Consider the following 21,677-nt stretch of genomic DNA (forward strand, 5'->3'; position numbering starts at 1 on the left):
CGCGATTAAGCCCGTATTGGGACTCAGCCCCAGCGGGCTTGAACCCTTGTCGGGCTTGAGTCCACATCGGACTTGAGCCCGCATCGCGGTCAAACCCGCGTTGTGACCGAGCCGATATCAAGCTCGAGCGACTCGCGCCTCACGCGAGCCTGAACACCCCCACCGCCTCGCGCAATTCAACCGCCTGCTCAGCGAGCGCATGCGCTGCCGTGCCGCTCCTCGTCTCTTCACGCTGGAGAGATGTGCGAATCAAATCAGCGAAATCGAAAACCGGCTTCCTTGATGATAGTTAAGATCCGGAAACGCTGAATATGCTCGTATCATTCTTTTTCTCTAAGGGAATGTCGTGAGCGCACAAGAATTAACCGTGTATGTCCCAGATGGCGGAGAATGGCGGCAACGTACGGGAAATATATGCTATATCGAAGGCGAGAATCCTTGCCCCGACGTATCAGCATCCGCACGGCGCCTGTCAGTGCATGACCGGTTTGAAGTCACAGATATTCCCGGTGCGATGGCGAAAATGGGTTGGCACACGTCGGCCGCACTATTGAACAAATGGTTCCATTGTTCACCCAAGAATCAGGCGATGACCTTCTCAGAGAAATTGAACGGTTACAGCGAGGACGGATCGCGCCACTATCCCGACCACCGAATTGACAGAAGCACAATCCAGCTCGATTGGGTCTTGTCCCATCCAAGAGTCAAGGCCGGTTATGACAAATTGGCCAATGATCATGCTTTTCTGAAAACAGATGCTGCAAGGGATGCTTTAACCAGGAAGCTGCGTCGCCTCAAGGACAGGGACTATATTGACACTTTGGCAGAAACGAACGGCGACATCGCAGCATTGCATGCACACTTTCAGTTTCAGCGTCTTCAAATCGATACATCGGCTTTAGAGAAAGCCGCGGTGTTCTTTCGGGCCATGCTCAACTATGGGATGCCTGATGATCTGGCGGGTGCATTGGGCGGCTTTGGTCTATATGCGGCACCAGCGAAAATCCGTATTCGACCGGCGCTCATTGGAAGCGGAAAAATTGCCGAAGTGACGCATATTGCTATATACGTCAAGAACCCATACTCATTTTTTGACGATCCAACAGAGAGCGCTTCGCAGTACCTGGGGCACTGGAACAGGGAGGGAATTTGTCTTGTTCCAGAGGGTTATGTAGCGCAATGGGCTAACTTTGGCAGTTGGAGCAACTACATTATTCAACCTGAAGGACCATACGGGCGCACATACTGGCCCGTACACAACAGCGACTTCAGGCGTTGGCAAAACGCGCACAATGCGGGCGGCGACATGATCCTCTTTTCAGACTACCGAATCGAGAGAGTTTTTCCGTCGATAAGGGTGAGGATATAAGAATGGCTGCGGGAAAAATTAAACGCGTGGGCGTCGGCATTCTCGCTTGCTTCACTCTAATCACATTGACCAGTTACGTCTTTGATGCGCGAAGGCGTGCGCGAGCTACCGAATGCGTTAACGCCACCTCACACAATGGCCTTTATCGCGCGCAATCGTGCTTGACTGGCACACGCGGGAATGTGGGTGATTATGTCGGCAGGCTGTACGAAGCCCGCACCGGTAATCTTGTAGCCGAAACGACGTTCGATTCGATGGACGGCGGAGTACCGGACTTCATGGATGACGATCACGCCGTATTGTTTGACGGTGGCGGGGATTCGGGGCTCATCTACATTCCCCCTTCACTGTTGGACCGCTTGCGCGCAAAGATTCCCTAAGCGCACCGTCATATTCAGCACATCAAGCCCGCGCTGCGCTCGAGCCCGCATCAATCCCACATCAAGCTCGAGCGACTCGCGCCTCACGCGAGCCTGAACACCCCCACCGCCTCGCGCAATTCAACCGCCTGCTCAGCGAGCGCATGCGCTGCAGCGGAGGCCTCCTCAACGAGCGCCGCGTTGTGTTGCGTGACCTCGTCCATCTGCGTGACCGCCATGTTCACCTGCTCGATGCCGGTGCTCTGCTCCTGTGAGGCCGTGGCGATCTCGCCGACGATCGCCGTCACTCGCTCGACCGCGCCCACCATTTCCCCAATCACGTTGCCTGCATCGCTCACGAGCGCCGAGCCCGCGTCGATGCGCTGCGCCGAGGCCTCGATGAGCGCCTTGATCTCCTTGGCCGCCGCGCCGCTGCGCTGCGCGAGCGAGCGCACTTCCGCGGCCACCACGGCAAAGCCGCGCCCCTCCTCGCCCGCACGCGCGGCCTCGACCGCGGCATTCAGCGCGAGAATGTTGGTCTGAAACGCAATGCCGTCGATCACGGCGATGATCTCGACGATCTGCCCCGAGCTCGACGCAATCCCGTGCATGGTGTCGACCACCTCCGACATCAACTGCTTGCCGCGCGCGGCCGTATTCGCCGCCTCTCCGGCCAGCAGCGCCGCCTGTTTCGCGTTCTGCGCGTTCTGGCGCACGGTGGCCGTGATCTCCTCCATGCTCGCCGCCGTTTCTTCGAGCGAGGCGGCCTGCTCTTCCGTGCGCGACGAAAGCCCGTGATTGCCCGCCGCGATCTCACCGCTCGCCGATGCCACGCCCTCCGCATGGCCGAGCACCTTGCTCACCACGCCCGCGAGACTGCGCTGCATGCTCTTGAGCGCGGCGAGCAGCATCGCGGTTTCGTCGCGGCCGCCGCTCTGAACCTCGAAAGCGAGATCGCCCTTGGCCACCGCGCGCGTGCAGTCGAGTGCGCGCGCGAGCGGCCGCGTCACGCTGCGGCTGAAAAGCCAGCTGCCTGTCATGGAGACGATCAAGGCCGCCACCATCAACACTGCGCTGATCGCCGTCGCGTGACGCGCCTCGTTCGCCGCGTCGGCCGAAACGCGGGCGCTTTGCGCTGCTATCCGGTGCGCGGCTTCATCGAGCAGCGCGGCGGGCGCGCGATCGACGCCCGCCACCGCATGGTCTCCCGCGGCAGGATCGAAGGCCGCCGACTTGAAGGCCGCAAGCCCCGCGCGATAGCCTTGCCCCATCGTCGTATGGGCGGCGGCAAAGCGCTCGACCAGGTCGCGGCTTTCGCCTTCGGGCAGATTCGTATTCAGCTGTGCGGCGAGCGCGTCCACTTCGCGCTCGCGCGCCTCGAAGGCGGACCAGTGCTTCTCCAGCAGCGCCGGGTCCTTGCCGCGCAGCAACGTGTCCTTCCACTCCTGCACCTGCACCTTGAAGGCGACCAGCATCGCCGTCACCGCGCGCTCGTTGGCGACGCTGTTTTGCACTGTCGTGCCGTACACGTTCAGCGATTGATTCAGTGAATAGATTCCGTAGAGCGCCCCCGCGAACATCAAAAGGAGCGCCGCCGCGAATGCGAGCGGAATCTTCAGGGTCAACTTCATCTTCGTTTCCTTGCGGTTGCCTTGCGTGACGCACCGGGCGCCACGCAAAGGCTATCGGCATACGCGCGCGAAACTGAAGGGCAGCAAGAACACTGTTGCTTGCCGCGCGTTGATCAGACAAAAGAACACGCCGAAATCCGCAATAAATACGGCATCGCCAACGAAAAGGACCCGGCATTGACGGGTCCTTCAAATAATTTCGTATACCGAATGAAAACGCTTTCGGACGCGCCCGCCATGCTCAAAGCGCGACGTTCACGAGCAGAAAGGTTGCGGCAATGGACGTTCTGCCCGCTCGCGAACTGGTATTCGCGCTGCTGAAAAGCGCTTCCAGTTCGTTTTGCAGCTCAGCGGATCGGCCCGCGCTCTCGGCGGCTTCAAACGCATTGATCGTCGGCGCATAGAACGTCCTGAATTCAGAAACGTACTGCGCCGGTGTGCCGGAATAGTCGAAAACCCAGCTCTCTCTGGAAAAGGCAATATTCTCGGCCTTGCACCCCGCCGCAACGAATCGCTCGATCACGTTGCTCTCGACACCCCAGGTCATTGGGCTGATGAATCCCTCGGGCGGCGGCGGCATATACGCCGAGCAGATCTTGAGAAGCTGCGCGACGAATGTCGGGTCATTGGGAATCCAGTTGCCCATGACGATCCGGCCGCCGGGTCGCGCCACGCGCACCATCTCCTTCGCCACGTCGAATGGCCTGGGGGCAAACATCGCACCAAATATGCTGACGACGAGATCGAACGTGCCGTCGCCCAGTTCGAGCAGGTCGCACGCATCGCCCTCCTGAAACCGGCAGTTGGTCAGTCCCAGCTCCATTGCACGCTTGTTGCCCGCCGCCACCAGCGGGCCCGAGATATCGACGCCCAGCACCTCGGCCCCCAGATCCGCCGCGGGTATGGCCGTGGTGCCATCACCGCAGCCGAGATCGAGCACGCGCAGCCCCCTGGTGATGCCGAGCCGGTTCACGAGCGCTTCTCCGCTCTCCCTCATGGTCCGGGCAATATGCGTGAAATCGCCCTTCTCCCAAAGTGCCTTGTTCGAATTCATGGCAGCGCTCCTTTGCGGGTGATGAATGGCTCGCCATGCGGCACCCGCCTGGTGTCAGGCGGTTGTCCGGCGAACACGTCACATAGGCATAGACATTGTGGCACCGACTTCGTGCAATCCACAGCCGGAGCTCACGCCGACCGCAGCGATGCGCCCATGCATCGACGATGCAAAAAAGGCGGCGCCCTCGCGGGCCGCCGCCTTTTTCATCGTTCGCGCGCGAGCTTCTTGCGCGCCGGGCTCAATCAGTCGCGATTGGCCTGCAGCACCGTCAACGCCGTCATGTTGATGATGCGTCGCACCGTCGAGCTCGAGGTGAGCACGTTCACCGGCGCATTCACGCCGAGCAGGAACGGCCCCACCGCCACATTGCTGCCCGCGCCGGTCTTGAGCAGGTTATAAGCAATGTTCCCCGAGTCCACGTTCGGGCACACCAGCAGGTTCGCCGCGCCCTTGAGCTTCGAATGCGGGAGGATGCGCAGGCGCAGGGCTTCGTCGAGCGCGCAGTCGCCGTGCATCTCGCCGTCGATCTCCAGATCCGGATTCTGCTCGCTCACGAGCTTGAGCACTTCGCGCATCTTCGTGCCCGAGGCGGAGCTACCGGAGCCGAAGTTCGAGCGCGAGAGCAGCGCGACCTTCGGTGCGAGATTGAGCCATTCCATCTGGCGCGCCGCCGCGAGCGTGAACTCGGCGATCTGCTCGGCGTTCGGGTTGTCGTTGACGTGCGTGTCCACGATGGCGACCGTGCGCTTGTCGAGCAGCAGGATGTTCATCGCCGCATAGGTGTTCGCGCCGCGGCGCTTGCCGATCGCTTCATCGACGAAGCGCAGATGGTCGTGATACGCGCCCACCGTGCCGCAGATCATGCCGTCCGCGTCGCCCAGGCGCACCATCATCGCGCCGATCAGCGTGAGGCGGCGGCGCATTTCCACGCGCGCCATCTCCTTGGAGATGCCGTCGCGGCAACGCAGCTCCCAATACGTGGTCCAGTACTGGTGGAAACGTTCGTCGTACTCAGGATTCGTGACTTCGACGTCCTCGCCGAGCTTCAGGCGCAGGCCAAACTTCTCGATGCGCGCCAGCAGCACTTCGGGGCGGCCGATCAGGATCGGGCGCGCGAGCTTCTCGTCGACGATCACCTGCACCGCGCGCAGCACGCGCTCTTCCTCGCCTTCCGCGAACACGATGCGCGCCTTGGCGCCGTCACGCACGAACTGCCTGGCCGCCGCGAAGATCGGCTTCATGAACGCGCCCGAGTGGTAGACGAACTGCTGCAGCTCGTTCGTGTAGGCGCCGAAGTCGTCGATCGGACGCGTTGCCACGCCGTCTTCCATGGCGGCCTTCGCCACCGCCGGCGCGATGCGCACGATCAGACGCGAGTCGAAGGGCTTCGGAATCAGATACTTCGGACCAAAGCGCAGATCGTAAGCGCCATAGGCTGCCGCCACCGAGTCGTTGAGCTCTTCTTCGGCGAGCTTCGCGATGGCGTGCACCGCCGCGATTTCCATGTTGCGCGTGATGGTCGTTGCGCCCACATCGAGTGCGCCGCGGAAGATGTACGGGAAGCACAGGACGTTGTTGACCTGGTTCGGGAAGTCCGAACGGCCTGTGGCGAGCACCGCGTCCGGGCGCGCTTCGAGCGCGACCTCGGGGAAGATTTCCGGCGTGGGATTGGCGAGCGCGAGAATGAACGGCTGGTCCGCCATCTTCTTGACCATTTCCGGCTTGAGGACGCCGCCGGCCGAAAGACCGAGGAACACGTCAGCGCCTTCGATCACTTCGGACAGCGAGCGCGCGGACGTGTCCTGCGCGAAGCGCTCCTTGTCCGGGTCCATCAGCGTCGTGCGGCCCTGGTAGACCACGCCGTCGAGGTCGGTCACCCAGATGTTCTTGAGCGGCAGCCCCAGGTCCACCATCAGGTCCAGACACGCGAGCGCCGCGGCGCCCGCGCCCGAGGTCACGACCTTGACCTTCGAAATATCCTTGCCCACCACTTTCAGGCCGTTCAGGAACGCGGCCGAAACGGTGATGGCGGTGCCGTGCTGGTCGTCGTGGAAGACCGGAATCTTCATGCGCTCGCGCAGCTTGCGCTCGACCGTGAAGCAGTCGGGCGCCTTGATGTCTTCCAGATTGATGCCGCCGAACGTGGCTTCGAGGCTCGCGATGATGTCCACGAGCTTGTCGGGATCGCTTTCGGTGATTTCGATGTCGAACACGTCGATGCCCGCGAACTTCTTGAACAGCACCGCCTTGCCTTCCATGACCGGCTTGGAGGCCAGCGCACCGATATTGCCGAGACCGAGCACAGCCGAGCCGTTCGTGATCACGCCCACCAGATTGCCGCGGCTCGTGTAGCGGAACGAGTTCTGCGGATCGGTGACGATCTCCTCGCAGGCCACGGCCACGCCCGGCGTATAGGCGAGCGCGAGGTCGCGCTGGGTGACGAGCGGCTTGCTGGCCGTGACCGAGATCTTGCCCGGCGTGGGGAATTCGTGATATTCGAGGGCGGCCTGACGCTCGGTCTTGTTCATGTTCCTCACTCCAAATAGGATGCCGGGCGCAGTGGCGGCGCGCCGGTGGTGTTCGAATTGTTCGAGTGAGACCGATTCTAGAGAGCCGTCATAACGACCCCATTTTGATTTAGTATGGGGCCATTATTTTTCCTGATGCCCCTGGGGGCTTGCGGATCGTGTCATTCAGTACCGACGAAGTAACAAGGCGCCTGAACACGCGCCTGAAAATGCGCCATCTGGTGCTGCTCCTGCAGATCCGCCAGCACGGCTCGCTCACGCGGGTGGCCGAGCACATGGCCACCAGCCAGCCCGCCGTGACCAATGCGCTGGCCGAGATGGAGAGCATGTTCGGCGCGCCGCTGTTCGACCGTTCGCCGCGCGGCATGACGCCCACGGCGCTCGGCAACGTCGTGCTGGCCCGCGCGCAGGCCATGCTGCACGACCTCGACCATCTCGCGCGCGATATCGAGGCGGTGCACGCCGGCCACGCCACGCGGCTGCACGTGGGGGTGATTCCGTTCATTTCGGGGCGCACGCTGGCCACGGCCATCCGGCTCGCGCAGTCGCGCCTGCCGCAGCGCGTGACCATGACGATCCACGAAGGCACGAGCGACGCGCTGCTGCCGCGCCTGCGCGACCACACGCTCGACCTCGTGATCGGGCGCGCCTCGTCCACCGTCGACGTCGCGCAGTTGAAGTTCGATGTGCTGTACCAGCAGACGCCGCGTTTGATCGCGAGCCGGCGCCTTGCCGCGCGGCTCGGGCGCAGCAAGGCGAACTGGCAGAAGCTCGCGGAGCTCGACTGGATCCTGGGCGCGCCGAACACGCCGATCCGCGAGCAGATCTCCGACCTCTTCCTGCATGCCGGCACGGCGCCGCCCGTGCCCATCATGGAGAGCTATACGTCGCGCCTGATCGGCGAAATGATCGCGGCGAACGAAAACGCGGTTTCGATCGTGCCCGCCGATATCGCCGAAGAGCTCGTGCATATCGCCGGCGTGGCGATCGTGCCGTATACCTTCGACTGGACGCTGCCGCCCATCGCGCTGTTCACGCGCGCGGGCGTGCTGCGCGAAGTGGATACCGTATTCGGACAGGCGTTACGCGAGCTTTATCAGGAGGCGGACGCGGCGCGGCGGTGAGCCGCTCCTTGCGCTTCGGCTATCAAACCCGCTGCGCCACCCCACTCCGCTCGCGCGCAACCTCGTCGCTGCGCATGCGCGAGACCAGCATCAGCGCACACACGATCGTGATGAGCACATGCACGATGCCCAGCGCCACCACCGAAACAATGCTGCCCGTGGCGCTCAACAGGAACTGGCCGAGAATCGGCGTCGTGCCCGCGAACACCATGCCGCAGATCTGGTACGAGAGCGAGATGCCCGTATAGCGCACCTGCGCCGGGAAGGCCTTTGCGAGCATGCCGGCCATGGCCGCGTAATAGAGCGAATGCGGAATCGAGGCGAGCGCCATGCCGAACATCGCGAGCTTGGTCGAGCCCGTGCTGATCATCCAGAACATGATCGGCAGCGCCACGATCTCGGGCGCGAGCATGTAGACGATCGCCTTCTTGAGATCGAGCTTCGTGGCCAGCACCGCGCCGAACGGCTGCACGATCAGCTGCACGACGATCGCGAACGTGATGACGCTCAGGAATTGCGTGCGGTCGAAGCCGATCGAGGTCACGGCCCATGAGAGCGCGAACGTGGTCTTGAAGTAGGTGGCCGAAAGCGCGATCACGCAGGCGCCCACGCCCATCGCCACGAGCGCCTTGTGATGGCGCAGCACTTCGCCAATAGGCAGCTTCACCACCTTGTTCTTCGCCTGCAGCTCCTTCATGGCCGGCGACTCGTCCACACTCGCGCGGATGAACAGGCCCACTACCACGAGCAGCGCCGACATCAGGAACGGCACGCGCCAGCCCCACGTCATGAACTGGTGATCGGGCAGCATCGAGACGAGCAGAAACGCCACGGTCGAGAGCAGATTGCCGGCGGGCGAGCCCTGCTGCGCAAAGGCCGAATAGATTATCTCCTTGCCCTTGGGCGCATGCTCCGACGAGAGCACCACCGCGCCGCCCCACTCGCCGCCCATCGCAATGCCCTGTATCAGGCGCAGGAAGATGAGCAGCACCGGTGCGATCACGCCCGCCTCGGCGTAAGTGGGCAAGAACCCCATGGCCGTGGTGCAGAAGCCCATCAGCATGAGCGTGATGATGAGCGTCTTCTTGCGGCCCATCTTGTCGCCCAGGTGGCCGAACACGATGCCGCCGATCGGGCGTGCGAGAAAGCCCACCCAGAACGACGCGAACGCCGCGAGCGTGCCGACCACGGGCGAGCTCGAGGGGAAAAACAGCTTGCCGAGCACGAGCGCCGCCGCCGTGCTGTACGCGTAGAAGTCATACCACTCGATCGTCGTGCCAACGAACGAGGCGATGCCGGCCTTGCGGGCCTGGCGATGCTGGGTGTCGAGAGAGGAAGCTGCCAAGTTGCGTCTCCAGAAATCGATGTCGGCCGCGATGTTTCCGATGTTTCTCATGCGAAACACGGCGTGCCGGCCGCCTTTCCGATGCGAAACATGCCGATTCGGCACGCGTCGCAAGCGGATCAGCGCTGTTCATCTTACGAACAAGCTTTCATTTTCCGAACAATTGTCGGGAGGTGCGGACTATGGAGCGCTCGCTTTATACCGTCAATCAAGGGATAACCCGAATTCGCTCCAGACTCAGTCTGGGCGGCTGTACGCGCGCTTTAGGTGTTTACCCGCAAGCATGTTGTCAGAATATTATCGATATGCCGATAATGCTCTCATGGATGTGAAAACTGCAGTGCGCGTCTTCGACGTGATCAACCTCTTTGCCGAAGTCCGGCAACCGATGATCTACAGCGAGATTGCGCGTCGAACCGAGATTCCCCTGTCGAGCTGCCACGCGCTGTTGCAGACGATGGTGGCCAAGGGCTACCTCTACGCACCGGGCGTGAAGGCCGGCTATTACCCCACGCAGCGCCTTTTGCATGTCGCGCGCGACATCTGCAGCGAGGACCCGCTGACGCTGATGTTCCAGCCGCTGCTTGCCGCGCTGCGCGACACGACCGGCGAGACGGCGGCGCTGGCCACGCTTGCGGGCAACCGCGTCGTCTATCTGGATGTGATGGAGTCGCGCCAGAAGATCCGCTACAGCGACGAGCCGGGCGGCTTCATGTCCGTCACGAGCGCGGCCGGCAAGGCGCTGCTCGGCGCGCTCGCGCCCGCGCCCCGGCGCAAGCTGCTCGATAGCTGCGAGCCGTTGACGGTCGCGCCAGGCGGCTCGTTCGTGGACCGCGCCACGTTCGAGCACGAAATCGAGCAGGGCGTGCTGGACGGCTGGCATCGCTCGACGGGCGAAAGCGTCGAAGACGTGGCCGGCCTCGCGCGTGGTTTCCTGATTCATGGCGAGGCGTTCGCGCTCGTCATCGGCGCGCCCAAGGCACGCCTCCTGAAGAACGAGCAGCACGCTGTGAAGGCGCTGCTCGACGTGTTCGCGCAAATCCCGCCGCCGCTGCTCGCCGCCTGAGGGCGTGTATGCAGCGCCTGTGCAGGTGATGGCGCAAATCGGCACGGCAAGGGTTGCGCAAGTGCGCCTGGGCTGCACGGCTCGCGACTTTGCCCACCGTCTGGCAAAGATATGGAGGAACGGAGCATGCGTTGGAAGAACCGGCCGGAAGGCTCGAACTGGGGTGACTTCGGCCCCGACGATCAATTGGGCCGCCCGAACCTCATCGGCGCGGAGCAGGTGCTCAAGGGCGCGCGCGAAATTCGCGCGGGGCTCACGTTCACGCTTTCGCTGCCGCTCGACTTTCCCGGCGAGAGCAAGCTCAACGTGCGCCGCCAGCCGCCCGTGCTGCGCCCGACGTTCCGCGACGGCCTGCCGTACGTGAACTTCCCGTTCGCGCGCAATACGCCGGACGCCACCGATGTCGTGAGCGACGACCAGGTGCTGCTCTCGCTGCAATATTCGACGCAATGGGATTCGCTCGCGCACGTGGGCGCGCGTTTCGATGCCGACGGTGACGGTGTGGCCGAAAGCGTCTATTACAACGGCTACCGCGCGAACCAGGACATCGTCGGCCCGATGGAATACCGCGCGCAAGACGGCTACGCGCCACACGCCTGCGGCGGTGAGCACAGCCACGCCGATGTGCTCGGCATCGAGAACCTCGCGGTGAAGGGCATGCAGGGCCGTGGCGTGCTGATCGATCTGGCCGCGCATTTCGGGCGCGAATGCCGCACGGTCGGCTACGACGACCTCATGCGCGTGATGCAGGCGGACCACGTCGAGGTCGAGCGTGGCGACATGCTCGTGCTGCGCACCGGCTTTGCCGAAATGGTGCTGGAGATGAACCGTCAGCCCGACGAGGCCGTGCTCGCCAGCCATTGCAGCGCGCTCGACGGCCGCGACGAGCGTCTGCTGCAGTGGATCACCGACTCGGGCATTGCCGCGCTGGCCGCCGACAACTACGCCGTCGAGCGCTATCCGGCGCGCGCGCCCGCCACGCCGGGCGCGCATCCGCTCTTGCCGCTGCACCACCACTGCCTCTTCAAACTGGGCCTGCCGCTTGGCGAGCTCTGGTATTTGCACGATCTCGCCGCCTGGCTGCGCGCGCACCAGCGTTCGCGTTTCATGCTCACCGCGCCGCCGCTACGGCTGCCGGGCGCGATGGGCTCGCCCGTCACGCCGGTCGCCACCGTTTGAATTCAGTCAGCATTCCTTTTCTTTTCGGGCACAACCTCGACCCGCATTCCCGACATGGCTAAAGAACGAGTATTGATCACCGGCGGCGCCGCCGGCATTGGCGCCGCGTGTGCCGCCCGCTGCGAGGCAGACGGCTACGAAGCGGTCGTGATCGACCGCGTGGGCGACGGCATCATCGCCGATCTCGCCGACACCGAGGCCACGGCGGCCGCGCTCGAGCATGCGCTCGCAGGCGGGCCGATCACGCGCCTCATCAACAACGTGGGCGTCGTGTTTCCCGCCGACGCAGAGCACCAGACACTCGAAGAGCTCGAACGCGCGTGGTCGCTGAACGTGCGCTGCGCGCAGCAGTGCATGCAGGCGCTGCTGCCGGGCATGAAGGCCGCGGGCTTCGGGCGGATCGTCAATATGTCCTCGCGCGCGGCGCTCGGCAAGGAGCTGCGCACCGCGTACTCGGCCACCAAGGCGGCGCTCATCGGCATGACGCGCGTCTGGGCGCTCGAGCTCGGCGCGTTCGGCGTGACCGCGAACGCCATCGGCCCGGGCCCCATCCGCACGGAGCTGTTCGACCGCGCCAATCCGCCCGGCGCGCCGCGCACCCAGGCCATCATCGACGCGGTGCCCGTGAAGCGCGTGGGCACGCCCGAGGACGTCGCGCACGCGGCCTCGTATCTGCTCGATGCGCGCAGCGGCTTCGTCACAGGCCAGGTGCTGTATGTGTGCGGCGGCATGACGGTCGGCGTCGCGGGAGTCTGACGATGGCGCCCATCGACCGCCGCGAAGCACATAGCGCACATACCACGCCGCAGCCCGTCAGCAGGCGCGCGGGCATCGTCGGCGCGGGCAGCATTGGCGTGGCGTTCGCGCTTCAGTTCGCGCGCGCGGGCTGGCGCGTGCGCCTGTTCGATCCAGAAGCGCAGCGACGCGCGGCGGTGCCCGCCGAACTCGCCGCGCGCCTCGAAGACCTCGCGCGTTTCGCGCTGATCGACGAAAGCGCGGCGCAGATCGCCGCGCGCGTCGAGGTGGTCGATACGCTCGAAGCCGCAGCCGCCGATGCCGATCTCGTGCAGGAATGCGCGCCCGAGCGTGCCGAGCTCAAGCGCGAGCTCTTCGCGCAACTCGACCGCGCCGCGCCGCCGCATGCGATTCTCGCGAGCGCCTCGTCGTTTCTCGCGGCGTCGAAATTCGTCGACGAAACCTTGCCGGGCCATGCGCGCTGCCTCGTCGCGCATCCGGGCAATCCGCCGTATCTCGTGCCCGTGGTCGAGATCGTGCCCGCGCCGTTCACCTCCCCCGCCGCCACCACGCGCGCCATCGCGCTCTACGGCGAAGCGGGCCTGTTGCCCGTGCGCGTGAAAAAGGAAGTGGCCGGCTTCATTTTCAACCGGCTGCAAGGCGCGGTGCTGCGCGAAGCCTATTGCCTCGTGCGCGACGGCGTGGCCTCGGTCGACGACATCGACACGGTGATGCGCGAAGGGCTCGCGCCGCGCTGGTCGGTGATCGGCCCGTTCGAGACCGTCGACCTGAATACGCGCGGCGGCATTGCCTCGCATGCGCAAAAGATGGGGCCGTCCTACGAGCGCATGGGCGCCGAGCGCGGCCAGCACGATCCGTGGACGCCCGAGCTCGTCGCGCAGGTGGAGGCCGCGCGGCGCGCGGCGCTGCCGCTCGATCAATGGGACGCGCGCGTGGCATGGCGCGACCGCCAGCTCATGCGTCTCGCGAAACATCGCAAAGCCCTCGCGCCCGCTGAGGATTGAACCGCGTGCTCGCGTGAGCACGATGTGTTCGCGAGAGAGACCCAGAACTATTACGAACTGAAAGAGACCGAACCATGCAAAGAGTCACCGCCTTCTTCACCGAGCTGATGCGCCGGTACTTGCCCGATCCCTTCGTCTTCGCGATCGGCCTCACGTTGCTCACGATGGTGCTGGCCGTGGCCGTGCAAGGCCAGGCCATCACCGCGCTCACCACGAGCTGGGGCAAAGGCTTCTGGGCACTGCTCGCCTTCACGACGCAGATGGCCGTGATTCTCGCCATGGGCTACGTGCTCGCCACCGCCCCGCTCACCGACCGCCTGCTCGACCGCCTCGTCTCGCAGGTGAACTCGCCGCGCACGGCCATCATCGTCGCGACGCTGGTGGGCGGCGTCGGCAGTTGGATGAACTGGGGTTTCGGCCTCGTGGTAGGCGGCATCGTCGCGCGCAAGCTCGCGCTGCGCGTGAAGGGCGTGCACTATCCGCTCATCATCGCTTCGGCGTATAGCGGCTTCACGCTCTACGGTCTCGGACTTTCCGCAAGCATTCCCGTGCTGATCTCCACGAAGGGCCATCCGCTCGAAGCACAGATGGGCGTCATTCCGCTCTCCGAAACGATTTTCTCGCCCACCATGCTCATCACGAGCCTCGTGACCATCGTCACGCTGCCGCTCCTGAACGCCTGGCTGCATCCGAAGGCCGGCCAGCCGGTGAAGGAAATCGACCGCTCGCTCGAAGCCGCGCCCAAGGCCGCCGGCCCCGCGCTCGACACCGAAGAGCACGGCACGCTCGCCCATCGACTGAACAACAGCCGCCTGCTCAGCTATTTGATCGGCGCGATCGGCATGGGCTATGTGGCGCTGCACTTCGTCCAGGGTGGCTCGATCGACCTGAACCTCATCAACTTCTTCATCCTGTTCCTCGGCATCCTGCTGCTCGGCACGCCCATTCGCTACGTCGAAAAGCTCAACGAAGGCATTCGCACGATCAGCGGCATCATCCTTCAGTATCCGTTCTATGCGGGCATCATGGCGATCATGGCGTCCTCAGGGCTCGTCGAGACGTTCTCCGCGGCCTTCGTCAAGGTCGCCACGCCGGCCACGCTGCCGTTCTGGGGCTTGATCAGCTCGTTCTTCATCAACTTCTTCGCGCCCTCGGGCGGCGGCCACTGGGTCATCCAGGGCCCGTTCATGATCGAAGCGGCAAAGACGATCGGCGCCTCGGTGAGCCACACCTCCGTGGCCGTGATGCTCGGCAACGCATGGAACGATCTCGTGCAGCCGTTCTGGATCCTGCCGGCGCTCGCGCTCTCCAGGCTCAAGCTCAAGGACATCATGGGCTATACCGTCATCATGATGTTCTGGATCGGCATCGTTTATTCGGTGGCGATTCTCGCCTGGGGTTGAACCGAGTGCTTCGAGCCGCACCGCAAACGCGGCTCGAACATGGCATTTTCCGAAACCGAATCTCACGCTATCGATTGCGAAGCCTGGAGGGCCCTGTGCCATTTCTGATCGAAACGTTCGACAAGCAGGACCACGCCCACGTACGCGCTAACGAGCGCGCCGCGCACCTGGCTTTTCTCGCGAAACACGCGCCGCTGCTGCTCGCCTGCGGCGCCAAGCTCAACGACGACGGGTCGAGCGCGGGCGGCGGCGTCTATATCGTCGACCTGGACACACGCGAAGCGGCCGAGCGCTTCATCGCCGAAGACCCCTTCTCTCTCGCGGGGCTCTTCGAGCGCGTGAGCATCGTCCGCTGGCGCAAGGCCTACGTCGACGGCGCGTGCTATCTCTGAGCGTGGGCGCGGCGCTGTTTACCGCGGCTCCACGCCGCTTGCCACTTCCGGCAGGATGAGCCGCTCCGGCACGTTCGCGCCGCCCACGCGCGTCGCCACGTAATAGAGCGCGCCCGGCACGGCAATGCCCACGACCCATGAAATATCCACGCCACCGAGCGCCGCAACCCAGGCACCCGTATAGAAGCCCGTGGCAACGAATGGCATCTGCACGAGCACACCCACCAGATACACCACGATACCCACCTTGTTCCAGCGCCCGTAGCGGCCATTCGCATCGAAGAGCGCGGGCACGTCATATCGCTCGCGCGTCACGCAGTAGAAGTCGACCAGATTGATCGCGCTCCACGGCGTGAAGAACACTAGCAAAAAGAGCAGGAACGACGAGAACGCCTTGAGAAATGCATGTTGTCCGGCGAGCGCAATCGCGCTGGACATGCCCACGCTCAGAATCACGAACACAAGGCGCGTGCGGCCCGAAATCTCGCGTCGCTGACCCAGGCCGGTGATGATCGCCGCCACCGACATCACGCTGCCGTAAGCGTTGAGCGTCGTGATCGTGAGCTTGCCAAGCGCGATTGTGAAGTAGAGGATCGCGGCAATCGCACCCGTCGCGCCCAGCCCGACCACGAACGCCACCTCATGACCCGCGAAGCGCTCGCCCGCCAGCGCGGCAGCGAACACGCCGAATGTCATGGCGACCTGCGCGCCGATGACGGTGCCGGCGAACACCGCAAAAAACGTCTTTAGCGGCGAAGTCGATTGCGGCAGATAGCGCGAATAGTCGGCCACGTAGGGGCCGTAAGCGATCTGCCACGAGGCGGAAAGCGAAACCGCCAGGAGGAACGACGCGAGCGTGAAGTGCCGGTTGGCCATCAACGCCCCCCATGCGTGGCCGTGCAGCAGGCTCGCGAACAGGTAGACGAAGGCCAGCGCGCCGACGATGCTCGACACGCGGCCCATCGCGTGGATCGTCCGGTAGCCGAGTCCGGTCAGCAGGATCACCGCAGCCGAGAAGATCAGGATTGCAGACGTATTTCCGACATGGAGCAATTCGGAGATCGCCTGCCCCGCCAGCACTGTGCCGCCGGCGGAGAAGCCCACGTACATCACGCAGACGAGCGCGAGCGGAATGATCGCGCCATACACGCCGAATTGCACGCGGCTCGAGATCATCTGTGGAAGGCCGAGTTGCGGCCCCTGTGCGCCATGCAGCGCCATCACCGCGCCGCCCAGCAACTGGCCGGCCAGCAGACCGATGAGCGACCAGAAAACATCGCCGCCGAGCACCACCGCCAGGGCCCCGACCACGACGGCCGTGATCTGCAGGTTGGCGCCAAACCATAGCGTGAACTGGCTGCGCAGGTTGCCGTGGCGCTCGGCCTCGGGAATATGGCCGATCGAGCGGCGCTCGACCAACGAAGCTCTTGCAGTGCATGTTGCGGTACGAGCCATTCTTCGCTCCTCGGTTTAAAGGAACTGCGTGGACGGAGACTGCGTAAATGAAACTGCGTGTTTGAACTCAATCGGGCGAACCGCGCGAAAGCGGAACCTGTGCGCGGCCCGCAAGGCGACCGCGCGGAAAGCGCGATCAGCCAACGGTCATGCTGCGCTTCAAGCCAACACCGAGCGCGCGATCACGGTGCGCTGAATCTCCGACGATCCTTCATAGATGCGCAGAATGCGCGCATCGCGCACAAGCCGCTCGATGCGCATCTCGCGCGTGAAGCCATAGCCTCCATGCATCTGCAGCGCGGCATCGGTGACGAAGCCGACCATCTCCGATGCATAGAGCTTGGCCATCGAGGCCGCGTCGGTGAACGGCTCGCCCGCGCCGCGCCGCGCGGCAGCCTGCAGCGTAAGCAGCCATGCGGCTTCGAGGCGCGTCTTCATGTCGGCGAACACCCATTGCAGGCCCTGCTTGCGCGCGAGCGGCTCGCCGCCCACCTCGCGCTGCTTCGCCCACTCCACCGCATCGCCCAATGCCGCTTCGGCAATGCCGAGACTCGTCGCGGCTACGTCGAGCCGGCTGTTGTCGAGCACCTTCATGGCCGTGCGAAAACCCGTGCCCTCCTCACCGAGCCGGTTCGCCGCCGGCACCACGCAGTCGAGCGCCACTTCGTGCGCCGGGGCGCCGCGTATGCCCATGAGCTTTTCCGCACCCGCTACCGTCACGCCCGGCGTGCCGGCATCCACCACGAAGGCGCTGATGCCGCGCGTGCCGTGCTCCGGCGCCGTCTTTGCATACACGACGATGAATTGCGCCGCGCCCGCGTTGGAGATGAAATGCTTGACACCGCGTAGCCGGTAGCCGTCGCCTTCGCGCACCGCCTGGGTCTTCATTCCGGCCGGGTTCGAGCCCGCCTGCGGCTCAGTGAGCGCGAATGCGCCCAGCTTTTCGCCTGCGGCCGCAGCCGGCAGGTAGCGCGCGCGCAAATCGTCGTCGCCGCCGATCAGGATCGAATCGGTGGCGAGATAGTGCGCGCCGATCATCGACGAAGTCGACGCGCACGCGCCCGCAATCTCCGCAAGCGCGAGGATGATGGCCGCAGGCGTGGCGCCGATGCCGCCCCAGCGCTCCGGCAGGTTCATGCCCATGACGCCCAGTTCGGCCAGCGCGCTCACGTAGCGCGTAGTGGCAATCTCGTCGTGATCGACTTGCGCAGCGTGCGGCGCGAGTTCGGTTTGCGCATAGCGGCGGATGGCGTCGGCGATTTCGTGATCGGCTTCGCTCACGCCCAGTCTTTTAAGCATGGTCTTTCTCCATTTTTAATTCGCGTTCCTTATCGATTGATGAATTCTCGCATTCGACGCCTATCGCACCCGCCTCGCGCAGCGCGGCAATCTCCGCGGCGGCGAGCCCAAGGCGCGCGGACAGCACGCTCGACGTGTGCTCGCCGAGCCGCGGTGCGCGCGTGGTACGTGTGACGGGGTATGCCGAGAACTTCACGGGCTGACGCGGCAGGCGCACGCTCTCGCCTGTGCTCGTGGGCGCATCCGTGAGCAGGCCGCGCTCGCGCGCCTGCTCGCTCTCCAGCGCGGCACGCACGCTCTGTATGGGTGCCACGGGAATGCCCGCCTCGCTCAGCGCCGCGTTCACCTGCGCGACGGTACGTGCGCGCGACCACGCCTCGATACGATCGCGCAACGCCGACTCGTTATCACAACGCGCGGCATCGCTCGCGAAGCGGGCGTCGTCGAGCAGATCCAGCGCGCCAATTGCCTGCGCAAGCCGCTCGAACAGGCGGTTGTTGAGCACGGCAACCACGAAATGGCCATCGCTCGCACGGTATGCGCCGAACGGCGCAGACGATGGATGGCGATTGCCCACGCGCCCCTGCGTCGCGCCCGTGGTCGCATAGCGCGAGACGAGTGTGGCAGTGAGGCTCAGGGTGGCGTCGAACATCGCCACATCCACGTGCGTGCCCTTGCCCGTGCGATCGCGCGCGAGCAGCGCGGCCAGCACGCCCCACGAAGCGAAGATGCCGCTCACGACGTCGGAGACGGATTCGCCCACGAGGGTCGGCTCCCCATCGGGCGACCCGGTGGCGTCCATCAGTCCGCACATGGCCTGCAGGATGATGTCGTAGGCCGGACGATGCGAGTGCGGCCCGCTCTGGCCGAAGCCCGAGACGCTCGCGTAGACGAGCGCCGGGTTGAGCGCCGCCAGCGTCTCGTAGCCGATGCCAAGACGCTGCGCCACGCCGGGACGGAAATTCTCCACCACCACATCGGCCTGCGCACAAAGCGACTGCGCGAGCGCGCGCCCCGCCTCACTCTTCAGATCGATCACGACGCTTTGCTTATTGCGGTTCATCGCGCTGAAGAGGCCGCTCTCGCCATGCGCGAACGGGCCGATCGCGCGGTAGTCGTCGCCGCCCGGCGGCTCGATCTTGATGACCTCGGCGCCCAGATCGCCGAGCAGCGCGGAGCACAACGGCCCCGCTAGCACGCGGGAAAAATCGATCACACGAATGCCTTGCAGCGGCAGCATGGATTCAGTCACGGCGCGTTTCTCCTGTACAGCCGGCCAGGTCGACCGGTGAAGCGATTCTGCGCCGCGCGAGCGATAAGATAAAATATCGGAATAAATTAACCGTTATACGATTTTCGTATTGGTCGTCACATGGCTCTTTCCCTGCGCCTGCTCCGCTATTTCGTCACGGCCGCCGAGACCGGCAGCACGACCGCCGCCGCGAAGCATCTGAACGTCTCGCAGCCTTCGATCTCCGTGGCCATCCGCGAGCTGGAGACGCTCTTTGACGCGCCGCTGTTCTCGCGCGACGTGGGCACGGGCATGACACTCACGCATTTCGGCGAACGCAAGCTCGCGCAGGCGCGCCAGCTGCTTGCATCGGCCTCGGCCTTCGAAACCGGCGACACAGGCGAGCTCGACAGCGGCCACGTGCAGATTGGCGTATTCCGCACCATCGCGCCGGTCTATCTGCCGCGCGTGCTCAAGATCGCGCAGGCGCGCTTTCCGAGGCTCGCGATCCGCTTCGTGGAAGGCGACCTTGCACAGCTCGACACCTGGCTGCACAAGCGGCAGATCGATTTCGCGCTGATGTACGACGTGGGGCTGCCCGACGACATCGAGCGCGAATGCCTCGCCGAACTCAAGCCCTACGCGCTCGTACCCGCGGACTCGCCGCTCGCAAAGCGGCGGCGTGCGGTCTCCCTGCACGATCTCGTCAAGGAGCCGTTCATCCAGATCGATCTGCCGCAAAGCCGCGACTTCCTGATGGCGCCATTCTGGCAATGCGGGCTCTCGCCGAACGTGCGCTATCGCGCCACGTCCATCGAGCTGGTGCGCTCGATGGTGGCGAGCGGTCTGGGCGTCTCGCTGCTCATCACGCAAAGCCCGCAGGTGGCACACTCACCGCTGGTGGCCGAGCGGCCCATACGCGAGGCCACCGTCGTCCAGCCGCTGGTGATTGCGTGGCCCCCGCGCGCGCCGCGCACCCGGGCTTCCGAACTACTTACAGCGTGCGTGCGCGATGGTGTCGCCCAGGCCATGCGCGAACGCGCGGGCCGCTGAGCGGCGCTTTCCCCCTTCTCCCTCTGTTGGCCCAAAGCCCGCGCCGCGAGCGCGTTCGACGCGCTTAAAACTTCCATGTCGGAAAACTAAAGCAAGTTTCATTTTTCGGGCCGTTTTCGACATGGACCTGTCATTGCATTTCCCTAAATTCTCGATTCCCGCCGCATAGCCGGAAACGCCGCGCATTTGGACTACTAACCACACGCTCGTCCCTGCGCACGGCGATCCAACTTTCATCTACGGAATCGAAATGAAAAAAGCGTTGTTGAATACTCTCGCCCTCGCCACGGTGGCCGCGTCGTCGATGGCGCACGCGCAAAGCAGCGTCACGCTGTACGGCACGGTCGACGCCGGGCTCGACTACATCAGCAACCAGAAGTCGTCGGCGGGCCACGGCACCTCATGGGGCGTGCAGTCGGGCAACGTCAGCACGAGCCGCTGGGGCCTGCGCGGCGCCGAGGACCTGGGCGGCGGGCTCAAGGCGATCTTCCAGCTCGAAAACGGCTTTAACGTCGCGAACGGCAAGGGTTCGAACGGCGGCTATATCTTCGGCCGCCAGGCGTGGGTGGGCCTCGCGAGCGACCAGTACGGCACGCTCACGCTCGGCCGCCAGTACGACGCACTCGTGGACATGATCGCGCCGATGTCGGCCACGGGCTCCGGCTTCGGCGGCAACATCGCCGACCACCCGTTCGACAACGACAACCTCAACAACGACGTGCGCATGAACAACGCCGTGAAGTTCCGCAGCGCGACCTACGCGGGCTTCCAGGCCGAGGCGGCCTACGCGTTCAGCAACCTGGGCGGCGGCTTCTCGAACAACAACGCCTATACGTTCGGCGCCTCGTGGAACGGCGGACCGATCAACCTCGCGGTGGCCTACTTCCAGGGCAACGAGCCGGGCACGACCACGGGCGGCGCACTCTCCGCGGGCAGCGGCACCGACAACGACCCGATGTTCGTCTCGGCGCGCACGCGCACGCTGGGCGCGGGCGGCAGCTATACCATCGGCGCGGCGAAGGTCGGCCTCGTGTTCACGCGCACGATGATCGCCTCGCCCACGCAGATCATGCAGGGCGGCTCGCTCAATGCGTTCAGCGCCAACTACCTCACGTTCAACAACTATGAGGTGAACGGGCGCTACCAGCTCACACCGCAATTGAGCCTGGGCGGCTCGTACGTCTATACCGACGGCTCGTTGAGCCAGGCCGCCGGCAATGCGTCGCCGCACTGGAACCAGTTCATGCTGCAAGCCGACTACGCGCTCAGCCGCCGCACCGACCTGTATCTCGAAGGCGTCTATCAGCGCGTCTCGGGCGCGAACGGCATCCCGGTGCTCGGCAACGCCTCGATCTATAACCTCGCGGCTTCGTCGAGCAACACGCAGGCCGTCGTCGCGGCTGGCATGCGCGTGAAGTTCTGACAC

General features: G+C 64.5%; 18 protein-coding genes. 11 read left to right on the forward strand and 7 right to left on the reverse strand.

Annotation, left to right across the window (positions count from 1 at the left end; all coding sequences use genetic code 11):
- Positions 1 to 346: 346 nt before the first annotated feature.
- Positions 347 to 1,369, forward strand: a complete 1,023-nt coding sequence (locus EYW47_RS02080) for a DUF6402 family protein (protein WP_133193216.1) — start codon at positions 347 to 349, stop codon at positions 1,367 to 1,369.
- 2 nt (positions 1,370 to 1,371) lie between these two features.
- On the forward strand, positions 1,372 to 1,749 hold the full coding sequence (locus EYW47_RS02085; RefSeq protein ID WP_133193217.1) for a hypothetical protein: 378 nt from the start codon (positions 1,372 to 1,374) through the stop codon (positions 1,747 to 1,749).
- Between the two features lie 83 nt (positions 1,750 to 1,832).
- Here EYW47_RS02085 and EYW47_RS02090 read toward each other — a convergent pair whose 3' ends face one another.
- From EYW47_RS02090 to EYW47_RS02100, 3 genes are all read right to left on the reverse strand, one after another.
- On the reverse strand, positions 1,833 to 3,359 hold the full coding sequence (locus EYW47_RS02090; protein WP_133193218.1) for a methyl-accepting chemotaxis protein: 1,527 nt from the start codon (positions 3,357 to 3,359) through the stop codon (positions 1,833 to 1,835).
- A 241-nt stretch (positions 3,360 to 3,600) separates the two neighbouring features.
- Positions 3,601 to 4,413 (reverse strand): class I SAM-dependent methyltransferase, encoded by an 813-nt coding sequence (locus tag EYW47_RS02095; RefSeq protein WP_133193219.1) that lies wholly within the window; start codon positions 4,411 to 4,413, stop codon positions 3,601 to 3,603.
- A 245-nt stretch (positions 4,414 to 4,658) separates the two neighbouring features.
- Positions 4,659 to 6,944 (reverse strand): NADP-dependent malic enzyme, encoded by a 2,286-nt coding sequence (locus EYW47_RS02100; protein ID WP_133193220.1) that lies wholly within the window; start codon positions 6,942 to 6,944, stop codon positions 4,659 to 4,661.
- A 158-nt stretch (positions 6,945 to 7,102) separates the two neighbouring features.
- On the opposite strand from EYW47_RS02100, the gene EYW47_RS02105 reads away from it, so the two are divergent.
- Entirely contained in the window at positions 7,103 to 8,068 is a 966-nt protein-coding gene (locus tag EYW47_RS02105; protein ID WP_133193221.1) for a LysR family transcriptional regulator, read from the forward strand.
- A 22-nt stretch (positions 8,069 to 8,090) separates the two neighbouring features.
- Here EYW47_RS02105 and EYW47_RS02110 read toward each other — a convergent pair whose 3' ends face one another.
- Complete coding sequence (locus EYW47_RS02110; protein ID WP_133193222.1) at positions 8,091 to 9,413, reverse strand: MFS transporter; 1,323 nt, start codon at positions 9,411 to 9,413, stop codon at positions 8,091 to 8,093.
- A gap of 322 nt (positions 9,414 to 9,735) precedes the next feature.
- Between EYW47_RS02110 and EYW47_RS02115 the strand changes: the two genes are divergently transcribed.
- The 6 genes from EYW47_RS02115 to EYW47_RS02140 all read left to right on the forward strand — a co-directional run bounded on the left by EYW47_RS02115 (position 9,736) and on the right by EYW47_RS02140 (position 15,213).
- Complete coding sequence (locus EYW47_RS02115; RefSeq protein WP_133193223.1) at positions 9,736 to 10,479, forward strand: IclR family transcriptional regulator; 744 nt, start codon at positions 9,736 to 9,738, stop codon at positions 10,477 to 10,479.
- A gap of 126 nt (positions 10,480 to 10,605) precedes the next feature.
- Positions 10,606 to 11,658, forward strand: coding sequence for a cyclase family protein (locus EYW47_RS02120; RefSeq protein WP_133193224.1), 1,053 nt, complete (start codon positions 10,606 to 10,608; stop codon positions 11,656 to 11,658).
- Positions 11,659 to 11,712: 54 nt separating this feature from the next.
- Positions 11,713 to 12,414 carry an SDR family oxidoreductase gene (locus tag EYW47_RS02125; RefSeq protein WP_133193225.1) on the forward strand — a complete coding sequence of 234 codons (702 nt, stop codon included), beginning with the start codon at positions 11,713 to 11,715 and terminating at the stop codon, positions 12,412 to 12,414.
- A 2-nt stretch (positions 12,415 to 12,416) separates the two neighbouring features.
- Positions 12,417 to 13,418, forward strand: coding sequence for a 3-hydroxyacyl-CoA dehydrogenase (locus tag EYW47_RS02130; protein ID WP_133193226.1), 1,002 nt, complete (start codon positions 12,417 to 12,419; stop codon positions 13,416 to 13,418).
- A gap of 74 nt (positions 13,419 to 13,492) precedes the next feature.
- A complete protein-coding gene (locus EYW47_RS02135; protein WP_133193227.1) occupies positions 13,493 to 14,821 on the forward strand; it encodes a short-chain fatty acid transporter in 1,329 nt (442 codons plus the stop codon).
- 95 nt (positions 14,822 to 14,916) lie between these two features.
- Positions 14,917 to 15,213: a YciI family protein gene (locus tag EYW47_RS02140; protein WP_133193228.1), complete on the forward strand. Its 297-nt coding sequence runs from the start codon at positions 14,917 to 14,919 to the stop codon at positions 15,211 to 15,213.
- A gap of 18 nt (positions 15,214 to 15,231) precedes the next feature.
- Here the strand turns inward: EYW47_RS02140 and EYW47_RS02145 are convergent, their stop codons facing one another.
- The 3 genes from EYW47_RS02145 to EYW47_RS02155 all read right to left on the reverse strand — a co-directional run bounded on the left by EYW47_RS02145 (position 15,232) and on the right by EYW47_RS02155 (position 19,219).
- Entirely contained in the window at positions 15,232 to 16,668 is a 1,437-nt protein-coding gene (locus tag EYW47_RS02145; protein ID WP_133193229.1) for a purine-cytosine permease family protein, read from the reverse strand.
- A gap of 159 nt (positions 16,669 to 16,827) precedes the next feature.
- Complete coding sequence (locus EYW47_RS02150; RefSeq protein WP_133193230.1) at positions 16,828 to 17,967, reverse strand: acyl-CoA dehydrogenase family protein; 1,140 nt, start codon at positions 17,965 to 17,967, stop codon at positions 16,828 to 16,830.
- Complete coding sequence (locus EYW47_RS02155; RefSeq protein WP_133193231.1) at positions 17,960 to 19,219, reverse strand: CaiB/BaiF CoA transferase family protein; 1,260 nt, start codon at positions 19,217 to 19,219, stop codon at positions 17,960 to 17,962. The genes EYW47_RS02150 and EYW47_RS02155 overlap by 8 nt, the downstream gene beginning before the upstream one ends.
- Positions 19,220 to 19,339: 120 nt before the next feature.
- Here EYW47_RS02155 and EYW47_RS02160 point away from each other — a divergent pair, with 120 nt between their 5' ends.
- Both EYW47_RS02160 and EYW47_RS02165 read left to right on the forward strand, forming a co-directional pair.
- Positions 19,340 to 20,251, forward strand: a complete 912-nt coding sequence (locus EYW47_RS02160) for a LysR family transcriptional regulator (protein WP_133193232.1) — start codon at positions 19,340 to 19,342, stop codon at positions 20,249 to 20,251.
- Positions 20,252 to 20,501: 250 nt separating this feature from the next.
- The gene (locus EYW47_RS02165) at positions 20,502 to 21,674 is read left to right on the forward strand and encodes a porin (protein WP_133193233.1); all 1,173 of its coding nucleotides are present in this window, start codon (positions 20,502 to 20,504) and stop codon (positions 21,672 to 21,674) included.
- Positions 21,675 to 21,677 lie beyond the last annotated feature (3 nt).

Origin of the sequence: Paraburkholderia silviterrae (genome assembly GCF_004353915.1) — a bacterium.
Taxonomy (GTDB): domain Bacteria; phylum Pseudomonadota; class Gammaproteobacteria; order Burkholderiales; family Burkholderiaceae; genus Paraburkholderia; species Paraburkholderia silviterrae.